This window comes from Bradyrhizobium sp. KZN70725 (genome assembly GCF_055264925.1).
Genome location: NZ_JBUYWT010000005.1, coordinates 26,015 through 40,741, shown reverse-complemented (window position 1 = coordinate 40,741; position 14,727 = coordinate 26,015). Strand labels below are relative to the sequence as shown.

The 14,727-nt window shown below is 59.7% G+C and carries 14 protein-coding genes; 12 read left to right on the top strand and 2 right to left on the bottom strand.

Annotated features, from left to right (window positions below; translation table 11 throughout):
- The first annotated feature begins 35 nt into the window (after window positions 1-35).
- The 3 genes from ACZBJS_RS06410 to ACZBJS_RS06400 all read left to right on the top strand — a co-directional run bounded on the left by ACZBJS_RS06410 (window position 36) and on the right by ACZBJS_RS06400 (window position 3,185).
- Entirely contained in the window at window positions 36-518 is a 483-nt protein-coding gene (locus ACZBJS_RS06410) for a YybH family protein (RefSeq protein WP_463438575.1), read from the top strand.
- Between the two features lie 517 nt (window positions 519-1,035).
- Window positions 1,036-2,394 carry a tyrosine-type recombinase/integrase gene (locus tag ACZBJS_RS06405; protein ID WP_282529070.1) on the top strand — a complete coding sequence of 453 codons (1,359 nt, stop codon included), beginning with the start codon at window positions 1,036-1,038 and terminating at the stop codon, window positions 2,392-2,394.
- Between the two features lie 563 nt (window positions 2,395-2,957).
- Window positions 2,958-3,185 carry a hypothetical protein gene (locus ACZBJS_RS06400; protein ID WP_463438574.1) on the top strand — a complete coding sequence of 76 codons (228 nt, stop codon included), beginning with the start codon at window positions 2,958-2,960 and terminating at the stop codon, window positions 3,183-3,185.
- Window positions 3,186-3,788: 603 nt separating this feature from the next.
- On the opposite strand, the gene ACZBJS_RS06395 is transcribed toward ACZBJS_RS06400, so the two are convergent.
- Entirely contained in the window at window positions 3,789-4,790 is a 1,002-nt protein-coding gene (locus ACZBJS_RS06395; RefSeq protein WP_463438573.1) for a helix-turn-helix transcriptional regulator, read from the bottom strand.
- A gap of 441 nt (window positions 4,791-5,231) precedes the next feature.
- Here ACZBJS_RS06395 and ACZBJS_RS06390 point away from each other — a divergent pair, with 441 nt between their 5' ends.
- The 8 genes from ACZBJS_RS06390 (at window position 5,232) to ACZBJS_RS06355 (ending at window position 14,029) form a co-directional block, all read left to right on the top strand.
- The gene (locus ACZBJS_RS06390; protein WP_463438572.1) at window positions 5,232-5,936 is read left to right on the top strand and encodes an outer membrane protein; all 705 of its coding nucleotides are present in this window, start codon (window positions 5,232-5,234) and stop codon (window positions 5,934-5,936) included.
- Between the two features lie 252 nt (window positions 5,937-6,188).
- Entirely contained in the window at window positions 6,189-6,611 is a 423-nt protein-coding gene (locus ACZBJS_RS06385) for a hypothetical protein (RefSeq protein WP_463438622.1), read from the top strand.
- Between the two features lie 490 nt (window positions 6,612-7,101).
- The gene (locus ACZBJS_RS06380; RefSeq protein WP_463438621.1) at window positions 7,102-7,725 is read left to right on the top strand and encodes a L,D-transpeptidase; all 624 of its coding nucleotides are present in this window, start codon (window positions 7,102-7,104) and stop codon (window positions 7,723-7,725) included.
- A 20-nt stretch (window positions 7,726-7,745) separates the two neighbouring features.
- The gene (locus tag ACZBJS_RS06375) at window positions 7,746-8,759 is read left to right on the top strand and encodes an amino acid ABC transporter substrate-binding protein (RefSeq protein WP_463438571.1); all 1,014 of its coding nucleotides are present in this window, start codon (window positions 7,746-7,748) and stop codon (window positions 8,757-8,759) included.
- Window positions 8,760-9,149: 390 nt separating this feature from the next.
- On the top strand, window positions 9,150-9,923 hold the full coding sequence (locus ACZBJS_RS06370) for a DUF2092 domain-containing protein (protein WP_463438570.1): 774 nt from the start codon (window positions 9,150-9,152) through the stop codon (window positions 9,921-9,923).
- A 343-nt stretch (window positions 9,924-10,266) separates the two neighbouring features.
- Window positions 10,267-10,623, top strand: coding sequence for an HdeA/HdeB family chaperone (locus ACZBJS_RS06365; RefSeq protein WP_463438569.1), 357 nt, complete (start codon window positions 10,267-10,269; stop codon window positions 10,621-10,623).
- A 23-nt stretch (window positions 10,624-10,646) separates the two neighbouring features.
- Window positions 10,647-11,588: a formylglycine-generating enzyme family protein gene (locus ACZBJS_RS06360; RefSeq protein WP_463438568.1), complete on the top strand. Its 942-nt coding sequence runs from the start codon at window positions 10,647-10,649 to the stop codon at window positions 11,586-11,588.
- Complete coding sequence (locus ACZBJS_RS06355) at window positions 11,585-14,029, top strand: arylsulfatase (RefSeq protein ID WP_463438567.1); 2,445 nt, start codon at window positions 11,585-11,587, stop codon at window positions 14,027-14,029. The genes ACZBJS_RS06360 and ACZBJS_RS06355 overlap by 4 nt, the downstream gene beginning before the upstream one ends.
- Before the next feature lie 58 nt (window positions 14,030-14,087).
- On the opposite strand, the gene ACZBJS_RS06350 is transcribed toward ACZBJS_RS06355, so the two are convergent.
- A complete protein-coding gene (locus tag ACZBJS_RS06350; protein ID WP_463438624.1) occupies window positions 14,088-14,351 on the bottom strand; it encodes a hypothetical protein in 264 nt (87 codons plus the stop codon).
- On the opposite strand from ACZBJS_RS06350, the gene ACZBJS_RS06345 reads away from it, so the two are divergent.
- On the top strand, window positions 14,245-14,490 hold the full coding sequence (locus ACZBJS_RS06345; protein ID WP_463438620.1) for a hypothetical protein: 246 nt from the start codon (window positions 14,245-14,247) through the stop codon (window positions 14,488-14,490). The two genes, ACZBJS_RS06350 and ACZBJS_RS06345, sit on opposite strands and share 107 nt — an antisense overlap.
- Window positions 14,491-14,727: the final 237 nt, after the last annotated feature.

Sequence of the window (14,727 nt, the reverse complement as noted above, 5' to 3'; positions counted from 1 at the left end):
GAGACGCATCGAGATTAGCAATCGGGAGAAATATCATGATCGCAAAACTGACAGAGATTACCGGAGGCGAGGCGCGGAGCGGCGATGGATGCGCGATCGACGCACTGATCGATTTTTACAGAGCGTTCAATGCGCGTGATCTCGATGGACTTGCGGTCAACTGGGAGGAGGGAGACGCGCCCAGTATGGACAATCCGATAGGTGGTATCCGACGTGGTTGGCGGTCCATTAGTGAAGGCTATCTGAAGTTGTTCGGAGGGTCGGCAACGGTCCAGGTAGCCTTCCATGATTTTACCAGCCAGGGCGGGGAGAATTGGCATCTGTTCGTGGGTCGCGAAAAGGGCACGTGCATAACGCCTGACGTGAAGATGGATCTTCGATTCCGCACGACGCGATGGTTCACGCGGCGAGGCGGTATCTGGCGCCAACTCCATCACCACGGATCAATCGAGGAACCGGCGTTGCTTGCCGAGTACCAGAAAGCGATCTTCGGAGCGCCGTTGGCCGAGCCGTTATGAGCCGCTCCTGCGCTTATTCCGCTAACGGTTTGTGACGTCGGCAGCAACAGGGAGCCGAAACCGAAGTGTGTTCATCTCGCACGGCCTGCTGGAATGAAAGCTCCTTGCGCACGAATTTAGTGAGCGGCGGCGCTGGAAGCGCCAATTCGACGGAGGCGATCGTCGTGCTCTGACTGACCGGCAGTGGCCAAGCTATCTTTTTCCTCCGGATTTTTTGCTTACTCACTCTAACGAAGCAAATCTGGAGTTTCAGCCTCGGCAGGCATATCGCGCTGTAAAATAAGAAAAAACTGGCGCACCCGACACGATTCGAACGTGTGACCTTTGCCTTCGGAGCAAGATAACGTGCCCATCCGAAAAATGCGATAGGGCACGCTGTTCTACGCTATCCGGCTGAAGCGGCTGGATATTTCCAAGAACAGCAGCGACGTTCCTATCCGAAAACGCGCACGGATTTTCTCCCGCATGCTTACGCACTGCTTACGCGAGAGACCGTGCCCGGAAACGAAGGAATGTCATGGTCAAGATAACGAAGAGGGTTGTCGAGGCTGCGGAAGCCCAGGACAAGGACTACTTGATCTGGGACGACGAACTGCCAGGCTTCGGTCTCCGGGTCTTTAGTTCCGGCAAGCGCAGCTACGTTATCCAGTATCGAATAGGTGGTCGCTCACGTCGCTACACGATCGGACTTCACGGAGCCTGGGCGCCGGAGACTGCACGCCGAGAGGCGAAGGTGCAATTGGGGCGCGTCGCCGGCGGTGACGACCCCGTCGAGGATCGCCAGCTCAATCACAAGGCGATCACCGTGAAGGAGCTGTGTGCCCGCTATTTCGCTGATCTTCAGGCCGGTCTCATCCTGGGAAAGGGCGGGCGACCGAAGAAGGCCTCAACGATCGTCACCGATACTGGTCGAATTGAGCGTCACATCGTACCCCTCATAGGAATCCGGCGCGTCAAAGATCTCACCAAAAGCGACATCAACAAAGTCCTGAAGGACATCATGGCCGGAAAGACGCGGGTTTCGGTCAAGACCAAGAAGCTGCGCGGCAAGGCCATCGTTCGGGGCGGTGCTGGCACGGCTACCCGCACCGTTGGCCTTCTCGGCGGGATCCTCACCTATGCGGTCGAAGCTGGCATTATCGAAAGCAACCCGGCCCATGGCGTCCGCAAACCAAAAGACAAGGCGCGAAAGCGTCGGCTATCGGAGGCTGAGTACCGAATACTTGGTCGGATGCTACGCGACGCTGCCAAGCAGGAGAAGTTCGCCACGATTGTGGACATCGTTCGCCAGCTTGCGCTGACCGGCTGCCGCCGCAGCGAGATGATTGGCTTGAAATGGACGGAGGCGGACACCGAGTCGAGTTGCTTGCGATTGGACGACAGTAAGGAGGGAGAATCGATCCGTCCTATTGGCCTACCTGTCGTCGAATATCTCGAGCGACGTCGCACGGACGATGTTGGCACATACGTGTTTCCCGGGCAGGGCGAAGACAACGCGTTCGGCAGTTTTCCAAACCAGTGGAAGCATCTCGTCGAGGACTCACCTCTGTCCGACATTACTCCCCACGTCCTGCGCCACAGCTTCGCGAGCATCGCCAACGATCTCGGCTTTACCGAGGTGACCATCGCCGCGCTGGTGGGCCACGCAAAGGGTTCGGTGACAAGCAAGTACATCCATACACTCGACACAGCGCTGATCATGGCTGCGGACACAATCGCAGGCTACATTCAAGGGCTTCTTGACGGCATAGAATTTAAGCAGACAGCCTACGCGTTGGACCGCGATTCACGGAAGGCCGCCCTGGCGCGATTCCTGAAGAGCGCTTCGAGCGATGATCAAGAGCCGATCGAAGATGAGCACCGCTTGGCAGCCTAGGCTAGGTCGTGCCGATCACGACACGATTTCGTGTGAGGGTCCGACGAGCTGCGAGCGCCCCTCAATCGCGCTACTCTGAGTGCGCTCCAGGCCCGCGGCCTAATCATCCCAGACGCGTTCGCCGCAGTTGTCGCAGCGATATAGACGAGTGGTCTTCCCAGTTCTCGGCTCCAAGATGGGCGCCATCAGGCGGGGGAGGACCGTGCGGGTTGGACACCGAGAGCGAGAATCTTGTGTCGGTTGGAGCGGTAGCTGTTCTTGGTGATACGTGGTCAATTCCTCAAAACTCTCGAAGTAAGACGCTTAACGCCGCGGCGATTTGGATGAGATATCCCCTTTAGCCTGACGCGATTCTACGAGTCGGTGCCGCTGTAGGATCTCTGGGCCACATACGATTCGCAGCTTCGCGCCGTGATTGGTCGCGTCAGTCTGTGGGATTTGCGACCGGACCTCTGCGCCCTAAGCTCTCGAAGCCGTTCCGTTGCGAAGCCTAAAATTAGCTCAAAATTGGCAATGTTCCATCAGCGGACTGGTGCTACCCTGTGTCCAGGGGGTCTCAACAGTTGGCGATCTATCGAATACTCCAAAACTCAGCTCTCGCGCCCGAAGAGATCACGCGGCTTTCCGCAGCTTACGAACGGGCCCTGCGCATGGTCGGCGTGCAGGATCGTAGCGACCCTCTCACCGAACTGATCGCCAAGAAGATGATCGAGGTCGCTCAGACTGGCCTGAAGGACCCCGCTGAGATCTGCGTTCGGGTTCTCGAAGAATTGCGCCTGCCGAAAGGGTAGTTGCGCGGCAAACGGAAGTGGTGCGCTCGAACCGGTGGATCCTCCGGCCTATGGGGTCCTTGCCGGTGGATCGGGCGAGCCTAACTCGGCGGTGCTCGCTTTTCGTTGCCGAACACCTACCATTCGGACGATCTCGTCGGGATGATAGGGCTTCCTTAGGGTGAAGCTACCGGGAACGGGACGTGGTGTAACCGGCGAGAAGCCGGTGGCATAGATAACCGGCAGTTCGGACCGCCTCAGCGAAATGCACCTAGACCAATAATTCCCAGGGAATTCTGTCGGCTTTTCTAACCAACACGCTCCCCCGCTACCACGATCCTCGATTTTCTACGCTAACAGCGATCTTCCGCGATTTTTATGGATTGATGGTAGTGCCCGCGGGCAACGCTTCTCGTCCGTCGGCTCGTCTCGCACCGACCCAGCCAGGGACCCCTCTCGGACATTGGAGAATAGGCCCGAAAACAGCAGCGCTCGTCGGACGGCCGCGAGCCATTCCGGGGACGCGGCCAATCCGCGCGACGCGGCTGACATCGACCTTATGGCCGCCCGCGCCAATCAACGCGATTGATCGCCACCGGGTTTAGAACTGCGCGAAGGTAGCGTCTAACGCGGACTCCAGGTCTCGCGGAATTCCCGAGGCGTGACGCCGGAAATGCGGCGGAAAGCGCGCGCGAAGTGCGAAGGGTCGGCGTAGCCGGACGAAAGCGCAATATCGATGATCTTGGCTTCCGTACTGCGCAGTAGTTTGGCCGCGTGCTCAAATCGGGCCCGATCGAGCAGGTCTGAGTATGTCAGGCCGGCGCCTGACAGTTTGCGTTGAAAACTTCTGAGACTGATGCCGGCCATGTCCGCCATTTCCGCGACCGTCGGAGCGCCTTCGTCCAGGTAGGATGGCAACATTAATCTGAGCGAATTGATCATGTCGTTGCCCGAGGGCCCGGACTCGTCTTCGGGTGGACTCGGCAAGTGTTCATTTGCGAGCTTGGGCAGACTGAGGAGCGAAACGGGCACGTCGATCCACGATGCATCCTGATCCGACAGAAATCGCGTATGTGGCCAGAACGCCTTCGTTTCGCGACTGGGCCTATAGCGGGCCTCGAAGGCGATCGTCGCGGGCATCCAGTTCGGTCCGACGAACTGCCGAACGATGTGTATAGAAAGGACGTTCTGCAGCCAATGTGAGTGTTCAAGATGCCGCAGCCCCTCGGTGCCGCCCAGCCTGCTGCAAATCCTGATGTGATCGTCGTGGCGCGCCAGCCACATTTGCAGCTTGGTGTCTTCAAGTGGCGCCCATTTGCATAATTGCTGCAAAGCAGTGAACAGGGTTGGTGAATGACCAATTGACGCGCGCAGCTTTCCGCTCAGGTGACAAAATTGCAGCCGCTGGGAGGCGAGAAATCCGAAATCCGTGAGGCCTTGCGATCTCTGGGCCGCCTGCACAAACTGTAGCACCGGCAATAGCGGAACGTAGTGATCGGCTTTTTCTTCCAGGAATGCAGGAAGTCGGAATCTGCTCAGAAGTGTCGCCGTTGGGGCTCCAATCTCATTGTGAATATCGGCAAAAGGGATGAGGAATTGGCAACGCGCTAAAGGAATTCCACTCATGCCTTCCGACCCCGGGTCAACGCAGTGTCGGCGCCCAACCACTGCATAGCTAGCAAGCTCCAGTCGGGTTACGTCATTGCCTTTGTGTGCTGCACGGCAACCGAACGGCGCGCCGCGTAGGTATCCCTCATTATCTGATTTTGGCGGGTTATGGCCAGACGGTTGCAAGGATAGCGCGACTTAACGACGCTGCAAAGACTTCCACCCTTTCCGAGGCGCCGATGAAGCCCATCCATTTACCCTCCCAACGTGCGGAGCTAGCGGCGATCTTAGCTTCGCCAAAATCGCGATTGGCGCGAAATGGCCGGACTCGTCCCCTGATTGGCACGAAATAGCAACTAGAGCGTACCTCTCCCGGAGGAAGGAAGGCCAATGATGACGCTTCTTGCTGCGCTTCCGAGTTTTCTTGAATCAATCAGGTGCGCAATGAACAAGATTGGAATGTCTGCAGCTGCGATCGCGGCTTCGCTGATGGTGGGCGGCTACGCGGCTGCGGCGGATTTGTCGGCGGCGCCCGCCTATAAGGCGCCGGCTCCGGTTACTGCCGTCTACAATTGGACGGGATTCTATGTTGGCGGCAACGCCGGATATGGCTGGGGCAACCAGGACCCGTTGGTGCTGTTCTCCAACAGGTTCGACCGCGCTGGATTCGACATCAGTGGCGGCATGATCGGCGGCACGTTTGGCGGGCAGATTCAGCAGGGATATGTCGTGCTCGGCCTGGAAGGTGATCTGGACTGGGCCAACATCAAGGGCTCGTCCGTCGTAACACCCAGCATTCTCGGCGCCGGGCTGGGCGCCACGCTGAACACGTCGTCGAGCATCACCGCGCTGGGAACGGTGAGGGCGCGGCTCGGTATCGCGGTGGACAACGTGCTGCTCTACGCCACCGGCGGCGCAGCCTTCGTCAAGTCGACCGCCAGCGCATCGACCGTCGCCGGCGTACCCTGCGGCACGGCTGGCGTCCTGCCCGATTGCGCGGGCTCGTCCTGGCGTCCGGGCATCGCCGCGGGTCTCGGCGTGGAATATGGCTTCACGCCGAACTGGTCCGTGAAGGCCGAGTATCTCTACACGAAGGTCGTGGGCACTGGAGTCAGTACGGATGATCTCAATATCGTGCGTGGCGGCGTCAACTATCGGTTCTGAGCGGAGTTGCGTCGATGATCACATTCGGTCTCAAGACTGATGTGAATCAGCTCGCGGTTCGCGTCAATTACAAGTTCGGTGGTTGCTAATAGAGATAGGAGGTCGGCCGATATGGTCGGCCTCCATTCTTTCTCGTCATCCTTGGACCCCACTACCAATGGGTGCAATCACGTTGGATCAATCCCGTTCAACCCTCGACTTACGGCACTGGAGCAAGCAGACATGAAGCACGATCACATGAAACAGCATCGCATGCTGTTCCTCGCCGCCGCCTTGCTTACATTGTTCACTTTCGGCCTTGTTTCGCCCTCGCGCGCCGATACCTGCAGCGTCCGCGTCGTCTTCACCAAGGGTGGTTTCATTGTGGGCGTTGGCGGGGGGCATGGCGTATTGACCTGCCACGGCAAGCACTACCGCTTCGCGGTGTCGGGGATGAGCGTCGGCTTCACGATCGGCGCCTCTACGGCCCAACTCGTCGGTCACGCACTGAACGTGCGCAGCCCGGGCGATATCCAGGGCAGCTACTCCGCGATCGGCGCCAGCGGTGCGTTGGCGGCCGGAGCTGGCGGCGTGCAACTGCAAAACGAAAAGGGCGTGATCCTGCAGCTCGCCGGCGGCAAGCTTGGCGTCGAACTCTCAGCGGCGGTCGGTGGTGTAACGCTCAGGCTGGAGTGAGCGCGACTCGTTTTCGAGGGGAGGGCGCCATGACTGCTCAGCTTAATCCGGCTGCGCCACACGATCTGCCTACTTTCATCACGGCGCCCGGGCAAACAGATGTCCTTATGGTGGTCGTTGGCATCGTTCTGATTGCTGGCCGCGGAAGGTTGTAGCACGCGCGCGATAGCCAAGACACCGATCGGGCCGTTGATCTTGTGGTCGTGCCGGCGAGCTTGCTGAAAATCCCTGACGTGATCGTCTTGGCGCTCCAGCAACATTTGCAGATTGGCGTCTTCGAGCGCGCCCATTTGCGGACCCGGTGCAGGTATCCCAATTTTCTGATTTTGGCGGCTTATGGCCAGACGGCTGCAAGATAGCGCGCCTTAACGAGGCTTCAAATTGTTCCGCCCTTTGCGAGGCGCCGATGAAGCCCGCCGCGCGAAATGGCAATTTTTCTCGCGCGATCCCGCCATGTAAGGAATCGCATCAAGGCTCACAGGATATAAACATGTCTCGACTAAGTCCGGCTCTAAGATCTTACCTCTTGCTAAGCCTGTCGCTTGCTGTATCGCTGTTCACCGTTCCCGCCTTCGCGCAAATGCGGCCCGCCAGCCAGGAAGACGTCCTCGAACAGCCCGGCTCCGTCCCGACGGACGACGAAGAGCAGTTGCCGGCGATGTACCAGCACCAGATGGTGTTTTTTCGCTCGAACGAGACGCCGGGCACCATCATTGTCCACACTTCCGAGCGCTTCCTCTATATTGTCCAGGGCAATAATCGCGCGCTGCGCTACGGCATCGGCGTCGGCCGCGAAGGCTTTCAGTGGTCGGGGCTGAAGCGGATCGTCCGCAAGGCCGAGTGGCCGGACTGGACGCCGCCCGACGAGATGATCGCGCGCCAGCCCTATCTGCCGCGCTTCATGGCCGGCGGCCCCGGAAATCCGATGGGCGCCCGCGCACTTTATATTGGCGGCACCGTCTATCGAATTCACGGCACCAATCAGCCTCAGACCATCGGCTCCGCCGTGTCATCGGGTTGTTTTCGGCTGACAAATAAAGAGATCATGGATCTTTATGAGCGCGTCCCGGTCGGGACCAAGGTGATTGTGCGCCAGACGCCGGAAGTGAGCTAGTTGGGAAATAAGGGGCGACCATGACAAAGATTGCGAAACTTCTCACCTGCTGCGCGGCGGCGACGATCGTTCTTACCGGTGCCGCATCGGCGCAAACGCTGAAGAAAATACAGGATCGCGGCACCCTCGCTTGCGGCGTCAGCCAGGGTCTGCGGGGCTTCTCGCAACAGGACGCGGCCGGAAAGTGGTCGGGCGTCGACGTCGATTTCTGCCGCGCGCTGGCAGCGGCCATCTTCAACGATCCTTCGAAGGTCAGCTACACCCCACTCGACACGTCGAGCCGCTTTCAGGCGCTGCAATCGGGCGCGATCGACGTGCTCTCGCGCAACTCGACCTGGACAATGGCCCGCGAAACGTCGCTGCTGTTCGCCGGCGTCAATTATTATGACGGTCAGGGCTTTCTGATCCGCCGCGATGCCAAGATCGACACCGCGCTCGAGCTGGGAGGTAAGTCGGTCTGCACCCAGACGGGCACGACGACCGAGTTGAACCTGGCCGACTATTTCCACGTCAACGGCATGGCCTATACGCTGATGGGCTTCGCCACCGCCGAGGAATCGCTGAAGGCCTATAACGAAAAGAAATGCGACGTGCTGACCAGCGACGTGTCGCAACTCTATGCGTCACGGCTGCAGCTGTCCGATCCGGACAATCACGTCATCCTTCCCGAAGTGATCTCCAAGGATCCGCTTGGACCCGCCGTTCGCCAGGGTGACGACCAGTGGTTCAACACGGTCAAGTGGGTGCTTTTTGCGCTGATCAACGCCGAGGAGTTGGGCATCAAGGCGCAGAACGTCGACGACGCAGGAAAGTCGTCCAAGCCCGATATTCGCAGGCTGGTCGGCACCGAGGGCGCCTTCGGCGAGCAACTCGGGCTCACCAAGGATTGGGCGGCGCGCGCGATCAAGCAGGTCGGCAACTACGGCGAGATCTACGAACGTAACGTTGGCGGGCAATCCAAGCTCGGCATTCCGCGCGGACTCAACGCCTTGTGGACGGACGGCGGGATTCAGTATGCGCCGCCGATCCGGTGACTCATTCAACCGGCCATGGCGACAAACGATTTCTCAATTCTGGCCAAGGCCGTCGCCAGGATGGACAGCGCGGCCACCAGCTCGTGGAGTCCGACAAGCGTATTTCGGAATTGCGTTCACGGCTTAGCTGCCGCTACCGCCGGAGCCGCAGCCGTACCCTCATGCGCACAATGAAAATTCAGCCCATTGCATATTGGCCATAGCAGAGGCTGCACCGGCATCGACGATGCGATTGGCGCGAAATGGCCGGACGCGAGTTGGCGCGATAGCTAGGTGAAAGCCACGTTCGTGGTCGCCGACGACGGGGCAGCAATATCTCGAAAACGGCGTCCTCGTGGGCCGATTGCAAGCTTTACGCCAGAGCGAATCAACGAGTGCGGAGCAGAACCGATGAAGCGACGATTTTCCTGCGTATGGTTAGCCGGCGTCCTCGCCGTAGCACTCCCGGCCTCTCAATCCTGGGCGCAGGATGCCGAGAGGATCGTCAAAGCAATGTCGGACTATCTCGGCAGCGCAAAGACGATCGCGCTGACGTACGACACCGACATCGAGGTCATTACGCCTGACGTCCAGAAACTGCAGTTCACGAGTTCCGGCCAGGTCACGCTCAGCCGACCCGACAAACTACGCGCCACTCGCGTCGGTGGCTACGCCGATGTTGAACTCGTGTTCGACGGCAAAGCGCTGACTGTGTTGGGCAAGAACATCAATGCCTTCGCACAGGTGGAGGCATCGGGATCGATTGATCAACTCGTCCAACGATTGCGCGACGAATTCTCGGTTTCCCTTCCCGGCGCTGACCTCCTGCTGTCGCGTTCTTACGATGAGCTGATGATGGGCGTACTCGATGCAAAATACATCGGGCGCGGCGTGGTCGACGGCGTGGAATGCGAGCATCTTGCTTTCCGCAACGAGGATGCGGACTGGCAGCTCTGGGTGGAAGTCGGCGCCAGGCCGATTCCGCGGAAGTATGTCATCACCAGCAAGGCCGTCGCGGCGGCACCACAATACACTCTGCGCATCAAGGAGTTCCGCACCGACGCGCCGCAGGCTGCTGATGCGTTCGCATTCAAGGCGCCCGCCTCGGCCAAGAAAGTTTTGATCAATGCCTTGTCCGAGATCGACGAGATTCCAAACGGCACCATTCCCGGAGTGAAAAAATGAACCACGCGGCATATCGAGTCCTGCAATTCTGCGCTGTTGTTGTCGTCTTTGCGGCTGGCCTGCTCCTGCGGGACGGGGTTCCTGCAAAGAATTCGGCGTCGCTCGTGAGCAGCGCGTACGCGATCATCGGCCGGCCCGCGACGCCCCTGAGCTACGCTGGGGTCGCCCGCCGGACGACCCGCCGCGCCGTGACCGCGGGCGCGGTGGCAGCGGGCGCGGCGGTAGTCGCTCCGGTCGTTGTGGCTCCTACATGCGTTCAGGCCGTCGACGCGTACGGACGCGTCTACACACGATGCCCATGATCGCAACAAGACTCACGCCCGAAAACTCGGAGAGAATTCCCATGTATAGATCCGTGATCGTCGCAGCCGTGTTCTGCTGCTCAGTGCTGTCACCGGCAAGCGCGCAGACGGACCTGAGCGCGCATGCCGATTCCGACGGATATCTGGACGTTCAGAAATTGACGTGTGGTCAGCTTGCCGGCACCTGGCAGCAAGATGCAGACCTGCTCGCCACCTGGTACAGCGGCTGGTACAACGGTCTCGCTCGCAAGAGCAAGATGAATATCAAGCGAGCTAAAGAGGCCGAGCACGAGGTCATCGTCTACTGCAAGGCCAATCCGAACCAGAAGATCATCGAAGCGATTGCCGTCGTGTTCAAGGACATGCGCGCGAAGCTCGGAATCAAGATGAAGCCGTAGGCGTGGCCGGTAGGGGCAGGCCTATGACCACAGCCGGCGTCATGGTCTGGATTGCGGGCGGGACCTTCCGCATGGGCTCGGACCGGCACTATCCGGAGGAAGCGCCGGCGCACCCCGTCGCCGTGGACGGGTTCTGGATCGATCGGACGCCGGTGACGAACCGGCAGTTCAAGGAGTTCGTGCGGGCGACCAAATACGTCACATTCGCCGAGTTTCCACCCGATCCCAAAAACTATCCGGGCGCGCTGCCACACATGCTCTATGCGGGTTCGCTTGTCTTCCAGCCACCAGCGCGGATGCCCGATCTGAACGACTGGAGTCAGTGGTGGACCTTCCTGAAGGGGGCTGATTGGCGTCATCCGTATGGCCGCGGGAGCAATCTCAACGGACTCGATCACCATCCGGTCGTGCATGTGACATTTGCGGATGCGCTCGCCTACGCCAACTGGGCGGGGAAGGATCTGCCTACGGAAGCAGAGTGGGAATTTGCGGCGCGTGGAGGGCTCGATGGCGCCGAATTCGCCTGGGGCAACGAACTGACGCCAGGCGGCCGGCAGATGGCGAATACATGGCAGGGCAATTTCCCGCACCAAAACCTGAAAGCCGACGGCTACGAGCGCACTTCGCCGGTGGAAGCGTTCCCCTCGAATGGCTACGGCTTGTACGATATGATCGGCAATGTCTGGGAGTGGACCGGCGATTGGTACGCACCCAAACACGAAGCCGCCTCGGCAAAAGCGTGCTGCATTCCAGAAAATCCACGTGGTGGCCGGGAGGAGTCGAGCTATGACCCGTGCCAACCCGATATCAAAATTCCCCGCAAGGTGATCAAGGGCGGCTCGCATCTGTGCGCGCCGAATTATTGCCGCCGCTATCGCCCGGCCGCGCGCCACGCCGAGGCGATTGATACCTCAACGAGCCATCTCGGATTTCGATGCGTCCTACGCGAAAGGAAACCATCATGAGCGGCGATCAATCAGACAAGAAATCGCACGATAAGACGCAACAACATCGCGAGGGAATCAAGCGCCGCAATTTCCTGCTCGGCGGCACGTCACTGGTGGCAGCCGGCGCCGCGGCCGGAATTCTGCCTCCGGCCTCCGCGCAAGCCCAAGAGGTTCTGCCGTTTCCGCCCAAACCGTCCGGCAGCACCGCCAACCGGACGATGCAAGAGTCGGTCTACAGCCCGCGGCCGGCGGAGCGCCACCTGCCTGCCGATGCCCCCAACATTCTTATCGTTCTGATCGACGACGCCGGACCAGCGCTGCCCACGACCTTTGGCGGCGAGATCAACACGCCTACGCTGGACCGCATTCATAAAGGCGGGGTTTCCTTTAACCGGTTTCACACCACCGCGATGTGCTCGCCCACACGCGCCGCATTGCTGACGGGCCGAAACCATCACCGCGTCGGCAATGGACAGATCGCGGAGCTTGCGAACGACTGGGACGGCTATTCCGGTATCATGCCGAAGTCGAGCGCGACCGTGGCCGAGGTCCTCAAGAATTATGGCTATGCCACGTCCGCCTTCGGCAAGTGGCACAACACCCCGGCCGAGCAGACCACTGCCGCCGGTCCGTTCGATTATTGGCCGACCGGCTACGGCTTCGAGTATTTCTACGGCTTCCTGGCCGGCGAAGCCTCGCAATACGAACCGAATCTCGTACGCAACACCACGATCGTCCATCCGAACCCGCCGGCGCCGGGAAAGCAATATCACCTCAGCGAAGACCTCGCGGACGACGCCATCCACTGGATGCAGAATCACAAGGCGTTTCAGCCCGACAAACCATTCTTCATGTATTGGGCAAGCGGCGCCATCCATGGCCCTCACCACATCATGAAAGAGTGGGCGGACAAGTACAAAGGCAAGTTCGACGACGGCTGGGACAAATATCGCGAACGCGCCTTCAAACGCGCAAAGGAGATGGGCTGGATTCCGCAGAATGCGCAGCTCACGCCGCGGCCGGAATCACTGGCAGCCTGGGATAGCATCCCCGAGAGCGAGAAGCCGTTCCAGCGCCGGCTGATGGAGGTCGCCGCCGGCTTCGCCGAACATGTGGACGTGCAGGTCGGCCGGCTTGTCGATGAGGTCGAGCGCCTCGGCTATGGCGACAACACGCTGATCTTTTACGTCTGGGGCGACAATGGCTCGTCGGCTGAAGGCCAGAACGGTACCATCAGCGAATTGCTCGCGCAGAACGGCATCCCGAGCACCGTTCAACAGCACATCGATACGATGAACGCACTTGGCGGGCTTGACGTGCTCGGTTCGCCAAAGGCGGATAATATGTATCACGCCGGTTGGGCCTGGGCGGGTAGTTCACCCTACAAGGCAACCAAGCTTATCGCCTCGCATTTCGGCGGCACGCGCAACCCCATGGCGGTGCGCTGGCCGGCGAAGATCAAGCCGGATGCAAAGCCGCGTGCGCAATTCCACCACGTCAACGACATCGTCCCGACCATCTATGATATACTCAAGATCACGCCGCCGACCGTCGTGAACGGAATCCAGCAGGACCCGTTCGACGGCATCAGCCTTGCTTATGCGTTTGAGGATGCCAACGCAAAGGGGCGGAAGCAGACGCAGTACTTCGAGATCATGGGCAGCCGCGCCATCTATCACGACGGCTGGATGGCATCTGCATTCGGCCCGCGCGCGCCGTGGGTGCCGGGCACGCCGCCCGGCATCCAGGAGTGGACGCCCGACAAGGACAAGTGGGAACTCTACAACCTCGAGGAGGACTGGTCGCAGGCGACCGATCTTGCCGACAAGATGCCGGCAAAGCTCGACGACCTGAAGCAGATGTTCCTCGTTGAGGCGACCAGGAACAATGTCCTTCCAATTGGCGGCGGTCTCTGGATTCCTGCCTTGCATCCGGAGCTTCGCATTTCCACGCCCTACAAGGAATGGACGTTCGCCGGCACGATGAAGCGGATGCCCGAGTTCTGCGCGCCCGCTCTCGGCAACAAGAACAACCTAGTCACGATCGACGCGGACATTCCGGCCGACGCCAACGGCGTGCTTTACGCGCTCGGTGCGTTCTCCGCAGGCCTTACGACCTATATCAAGGATGGAATGCTTTGCTACGAGTACAATCTGTTCGAGATCCAGCGGACGCGGATTGCTTCAAAACAGAAACTCCCTACCGGCAAGGTGAGAATTGAGGTCGAAACCAGTTACGTGGTGCCAAAGCCCGGTGGTCCGTTAAGTGTGGCGCTGAAAGTCAACGGCGCGGTCGTAGCCAAGGGCCAGGTGCCGATCTCGGCTCCGCTTCTCTTCACCGCCAACGACTGCCTCGATATCGGCACCGACCTCGGCTCCCCGGTGTCGCTCGACTACTACGACAAGGCACCTTTCGCATTCAATGGAACGATCAACGAGGTGAAGGTGAAATATACCTAGGTCCCGACCCCGAAGTTCGCAATCATTGCCCAGCGGACCACTTTTGCGAACTTCGGGTTCAAAGGGACACCAGAATTATAGCTTGCTGGCTTGCCATTGCTGCCCGGGCCATCATGGCTCGAGCCCAAAACTGAAAAGGAAGCGTCATGAAGAAGTATTTGAAGGGAACGATATCGGCAGCCGTGAGGATCATGCATCCGAGAAAGCGTCTTTCGATCAAGTCTCTGACCGTCACAGGGCTCACGGCCAGCGTCCTGTTAGGGTTCGCAGGTGCCACTCTCAGTTCAGCACCGGCTAAGGCAGTGGTGTATTGCCAGTACATTGGTTATCCGCCCAGTTGCGTAGCAAGGGCTGGCGTCGTCCTCAGGCCTCGGCCCGTGGCACGTGCTACGGTCCGCGCTGGGACGGCTAGCCCGACCAATCTAAATGGCGGCGTCAATCGCGTCGGGGTGCGGCGGTAAAGGCTTGTTTTGCGGGCCGCGGGCCCCTTGCGGCAGCCCGAGCCCCAAATTCGTGACCCGCTACATCGTTATCATCGCCGTTCAACACCTCGATCGCGCCCATTCGACGCGATCTGGAGCGCGATGCTCGGCTATCGCGCTCTGTGTCGACTTCGAAAAGGCGCAAGTAGCATGCTTTACCAACATGACATGCTGACGCATGGACCTATCGCCGGTGTAACTGCGAAATCGTTAGTG